Raw genomic sequence first — 4,608 nt, 5'->3', positions numbered from 1 at the left:
CGTCACCGGCTTCCTCGGGGCGGTGGTGATCCTTGCTCCATGGCGACCGGGGGCGACGATCGGCACTCTCGGGGGCGAGCTTGCCTGCCTCGGCGCCGCCGCGTGCTACGGGGTCGGCTTCGTCTACACCCGCCGCTTCCTTTCCGGTCGGGCCCTGACCCCGTTGTCGCTGGCCGCCGGCCAGGTCACCGCGGCCGCCATCGTCATGGGCCTGCTGGCGCCGGCGGTGGCGACAGGTCCGGTGCACCTCACCGCCCGGGTGGTCGCCGCCGTGGTCGTGCTCGGCGCCGTGAACACGGGCCTCGCCTACCTCCTGTACCACGCCCTGGTCAGGGAGGCCGGCGCGACCGGCTCCTCCTTGGTGACGTATCTCATCCCGGTGGTCGCGGTGGTGCTGGGCGTAGTCGTCCTTGGGGAGCAGGCGGGCTGGAACCTGATCGTCGGCGGGGCCGTGGTCATCGGCGGGGTGGCGCTCACCGAAGGTCGATTGACCGCACGGTTCCGCCCCCGTCTTCACGATTCGCCCGGGCCGGAGCCCTCTCGGCCTGTCGACGCTGGGCCGGACCGGGCCGGGCGTCTCAGACGGTCATGACCTCGGTCTGCTCGGCCTCGTCACGTACTGGCCCGTCCTCGTCGAAGTCCTCGCTCTGGATGTCGACGTCGCCGGACATCTCGTCCATGCCGATCGGGCCCTTCGACTTGCCAGCGAGGAACTGGCGGATGATCGAGTTCTTGCTGTTCCTCATGTCGTCCTTGCTGCCGAACTTCACCAGCTCGGAGCGGAACAGCACGCCCATGTACTCGGCCGTGCGCATCATCGAGGGGATGTTGTGGGAGATGATGAAGAAGGTGGACCCGGTCTCGCGCTGGGCGTTCTTGACCAGCTCGTCGAGGTAGGCCACCCGCACGGGGTCGAGGCCAGAGTCGGGCTCGTCGAAAAAGATGATGTCGGGGTCCATGACCATGGCTCGGGCCAGGCCGGCCCGCTTCTTCATGCCGCCCGAGACCTCGCCGGGCAGCTTCTTCAGGTGGTCCTGCAGGCCGACGAGCTCGACGTTGGACATGACCTTCTCGCGGATCTGGCCCTCGCTCTGCTTGGTGTGCTCGCGCAGGGGGAAGGCGATGTTGTCGTAGATGTTCATCGACCCGAACAGCGCGCCGTCCTGGAACAGCACGCCCATCTTGCGACGGATCCGGTAGAGGTCGCGATCCCGCATCCCGACGATCTGCTCGCCCTCCACCCAGATCTCGCCGACCTCGGGCCGAAGGAGCCCGATGATGTTCTTGAGCATCACGGACTTGCCCGTCCCAGAAGGGCCCATGATGGCCGTGATCCGTCCCTTGGGAACGTCGAAGGAGATGTCCTGTAGGACGGCGTGCGAGCCGAACGACTTGGAGACTCCACGCAGCGAGATGACGGCTTCGTCGGCCATCGGCCTTTCCCTTGGTTCGACGCTCGGGTAATTGGTAGTTCGGCACCGGGCGGCTGGACCCCTACCCCGCGGCCACCTCTGGTCTCGCCAGCTGCCGCCGGGAGCCGGCCGCTCGGACTGGCTGACGCCCTCTCCACCGGGCTCTCGTCCCCACGGTAGCGGCTCGGGCGGCCTGATCGTGACATACGCCACACCGGCCGCGAACTGGGCTTCAAGCGGGCGCAAGCCCCCCCGTGAGGCAGGTGTCCGACGTCACTTCGCCGAATACAGAGGGTACCTTGACCCCAGTGGGATTGGGATCTTCCGGGCATAGGGCACTAAACGCCCCGAGGGTGTACCGGCGGTCCGGGCCGACCGCCTGGGAGAGCAGGCGTAGTCGATCCCGTTCTGGCCGGGTTCCCGGAATGACGGCGCGGGCCCGTGGAGGGACTGGTCGATGGCAGTAGTGATACCGGGCAACCGGAAAGTCAACCGGCTCCTCGAGGAGACCGGAGGCATGTTCGCGCTCGCCCTCGAGTCGGTGCGGCTGGTGGTTCGTCGACCCTTCCCGCTCTCGGAGTTCCTCGAGCAGTGCTGGTTCCTCGCCAAGGTCTGCACCCTCCCCGTCATCCTCATCTCGATCCCCTTCGGCATCGTCATCGCCCTCGAAGTGGGCGGGTTCCTCCAGCAGATCGGGGCCCAGTCCCAGCTGGGCGCGGCCATGGTCCTGGCCGTCATCCGTGAGCAGTCGCCCGTTGCGACGGCCCTGATCATCGCCGGGGCCGGCGGCTCGGCGATGACGGCCGACCTTGGCTCTCGGCGCATCCGGGACGAGATCTCGGCCATGGAGGTGATGGGGGTCAATCCCATCCAGCGCCTCGTGCTGCCTCGTATCCTCGCCGCGACCGTCATCGCCCTCCTGCTGGAGGCGGTCACCGCCATCGCCGGCATCGGCGGCGGCCTCTTCTTCGGCGTCCAGGTCCTCCACGTCACCAGCAGCAGCTTCTTCAGCGGTTTCAACGAGCTGAGCCAGCTCGCCGACCTGCAGACCGCGGTCGTGAAGGTGATCGCCTTCGGCTTCATCTCCGCCATGGTCGCCTGCTACAAGGGGATGACGGTGAAAGGTGGCGCCAAGGGCGTCGGCGACGCCGTGAACCAGGCGGTCGTGATCACCTTCATCCTGCTGTTCTTCGTGAACTTCGTGGGCACGGTCATCTACTTCAACTTCGTCCCCCAGAAGGGCATCTGAGGTGGCCACACCCGTCATCGACCGCGTCGTCCGCCCGGCGAGCCGACCGTTCCGCAGTGCCAGCACGCTGGCCGAGGGCCTCTTCGACCAGCTGGCGTTCTACGCCCGGGTGCTCCGGGGTCTGCCGGAGGCGGCGCGCCACCGGAACGAGATCGTGGCGCTCGTGTCCGACGTGGCGATCGGCGCGGGAGCGCTCGTCGTTGGTGGCGGCATGTTCTTCGTCGTGTTCGCCAACACGTTCTTCACCGGCACCGAGGTCGGACTGGAGGGGTTCAAGGGGCTCCAGCAGGTCGGTGCCCAGGCCTTCACGGGCATCATCTCCTCGCTGGCCAACACCCGGGAGATCACGCCGCTCGTGGCCGGCATCGCCATGGCCGCCCAGGTCGGCGCGGGCTATACCGCGTCGCTCGGCGCCATGCGCGTGTCAGAGGAGATCGATGCCCTCGAGGTCATGGGCGTCGACAGCTTCGTGTACCTCGTGGGGACGCGACTGTGGGCGGCCCTGATCGCCCTCATCCCCATCTACCTGGCGGCTCTCTTCGCCAGCTACCTGGCCAGCCAGCTCATCGTCACCAAGTTCTTCACGCTGTCGGGCGGCGTCTACCAGCACTACTTCAACTTGTTCCTCCCGCCCCAGGACCTGTTCTTCTCGTTCATCAAGGCCTTCTTCTTCGTGGTGGCGGTGGTGCTCATCCACTGCTACTACGGCTACTACGCCACGGGAGGACCGGCGGGCGTCGGTGTGGCCGCGGGCAAGGCCATCCGCTCGTCGATCATCGTCATCGTGCTGCTCAACCTGCTCGGCTCGCTCATCTTCTTCGGCGGCCAGGGCACCGCGAGGATCGTCGGATGAGTCACCTGACGCGCCCCCGCCGCGTCGTGATCGCGATCGGGGTGACGGTGCTCACCCTGGCCGTGGTGTACCGGGCGGTGGGCGGGGCCTACGACTTCTTCTCGACCGCCTACCCGCTCAGCGCCACCTTCCCCCACCTGGGCCAGAACGTGCACCCCGGCTCGGAGGTGGACTACCGAGGGGTGCAAGTGGGCAAGATCAAGGACTGGTCCCTCGTCGACCGCCAGGTGAAAGTGCGCTTCTCGATCAACCCCGGCTTCAAGGTCCCCGCCGACGCCACCGCCACCCTCTTGCCCCAGAGCGTGTTCGGCAGCGAGATCATGAGCCTCGACTTCCCCAACGGCCAGACCGGGCCCTACCTGCGCTCGGGGGGCCAGATCACCCACACCGCCACCACCGACCAGGTCCAGGACTTCATCAACTCCACCGTGCCGCTGTTCAACGCCATCAACCCCGCCGACGCCCAGACCATCATCTCCGAGCTGACCCAGGCCTCCGAGGGCGAGGGCCAGACCATCGCGGCCAGCATCGACACCGGCACCCGCCTGGCCGACCTGTTCTCCAACACCCTCAACGCCCAGATCAACGCCCTGGACTCCTTCGCCCGCTTCCAGGCCGCCTTCACCCCCACGGCGTCCAACCTGAACGCCATCGCCGCCAACAACAACGTGGGCCTGCCCGTGTTCAACCAGGCCGAGGCCACCTTCCAGGCCTTCCTCACCACCTTGAAGCCCCTGGCCGACAACCTGGCCCAGCTGCTGTCCACCTACCGCCCCGACATCAACATCCTCCTCGGCCAGGGCGACAACGTGATGCGGGTCCTGCTGGCCCGCCAGTCCGACATCTCCGACCTCATCCACGGGCTGTACCGCTACACGCTCAAGTTCGCCAAGGTGCAGAGTCCCGAAGGCGAGCTCCTGGCCGACGGGAGCGGGTTCGCCTACTTCAAGCTCTTCACCAGCTTCAGCGACATCGACAAGCTGATCTGCGGGCTGGTGGCCCCCGCCGGGGCGCCACCCCAGCTCCAGCAGAGCCTGGCTCCCCTCCAGTCCGCCCTCGGGCCCCAGTTCGACTGCTCGTCCTCGGCCGCGCCG

General features: G+C 67.4%; 5 protein-coding genes. 4 read left to right on the top strand and 1 reads right to left on the bottom strand.

Features of this window, described 5'->3' with window-relative positions; all coding sequences use genetic code 11:
• A partial coding sequence (locus VH112_12455) for an EamA family transporter (GenBank protein ID HEX4541045.1) occupies positions 1-592 on the top strand: 592 nt, incomplete at its 5' end.
• On the opposite strand, the gene VH112_12450 is transcribed toward VH112_12455, so the two are convergent.
• Positions 579-1,433, bottom strand: a complete 855-nt coding sequence (locus tag VH112_12450) for an ABC transporter ATP-binding protein (GenBank protein HEX4541044.1) — start codon at positions 1,431-1,433, stop codon at positions 579-581. The two genes, VH112_12455 and VH112_12450, sit on opposite strands and share 14 nt — an antisense overlap.
• Before the next feature lie 436 nt (positions 1,434-1,869).
• Here VH112_12450 and VH112_12445 point away from each other — a divergent pair, with 436 nt between their 5' ends.
• The 3 genes from VH112_12445 to VH112_12435 form a co-directional block, all read left to right on the top strand.
• Complete coding sequence (locus VH112_12445; protein HEX4541043.1) at positions 1,870-2,661, top strand: ABC transporter permease; 792 nt, start codon at positions 1,870-1,872, stop codon at positions 2,659-2,661.
• Between the two features lies 1 nt (position 2,662).
• Positions 2,663-3,514, top strand: coding sequence for an ABC transporter permease (locus VH112_12440; protein HEX4541042.1), 852 nt, complete (start codon positions 2,663-2,665; stop codon positions 3,512-3,514).
• On the top strand, positions 3,511-4,608 hold a 1,098-nt coding region (locus VH112_12435; GenBank protein ID HEX4541041.1), incomplete at its 3' end, for an MCE family protein. The genes VH112_12440 and VH112_12435, both read left to right, overlap by 4 nt.

This window comes from Acidimicrobiales bacterium (assembly GCA_036270875.1).
Lineage (GTDB): Bacteria > Actinomycetota > Acidimicrobiia > Acidimicrobiales > AC-9 > AC-9.
Note: the sequence above shows the minus strand (reverse complement) of the source record. Positions and strands in the feature narration are given on the sequence as shown.

What these genes read in the sequence shown, in the direction of transcription:
- VH112_12450 (HEX4541044.1), bottom strand. Translation starts at nt 1,433, where the DNA reads ATGGCCGACGAAGCCGTCATCTCGCTGCGTGGAGTCTCCAAGTCGTTC.
- VH112_12445 (HEX4541043.1), top strand. Translation starts at nt 1,870, where the DNA reads ATGGCAGTAGTGATACCGGGCAACCGGAAAGTCAACCGGCTCCTCGAG.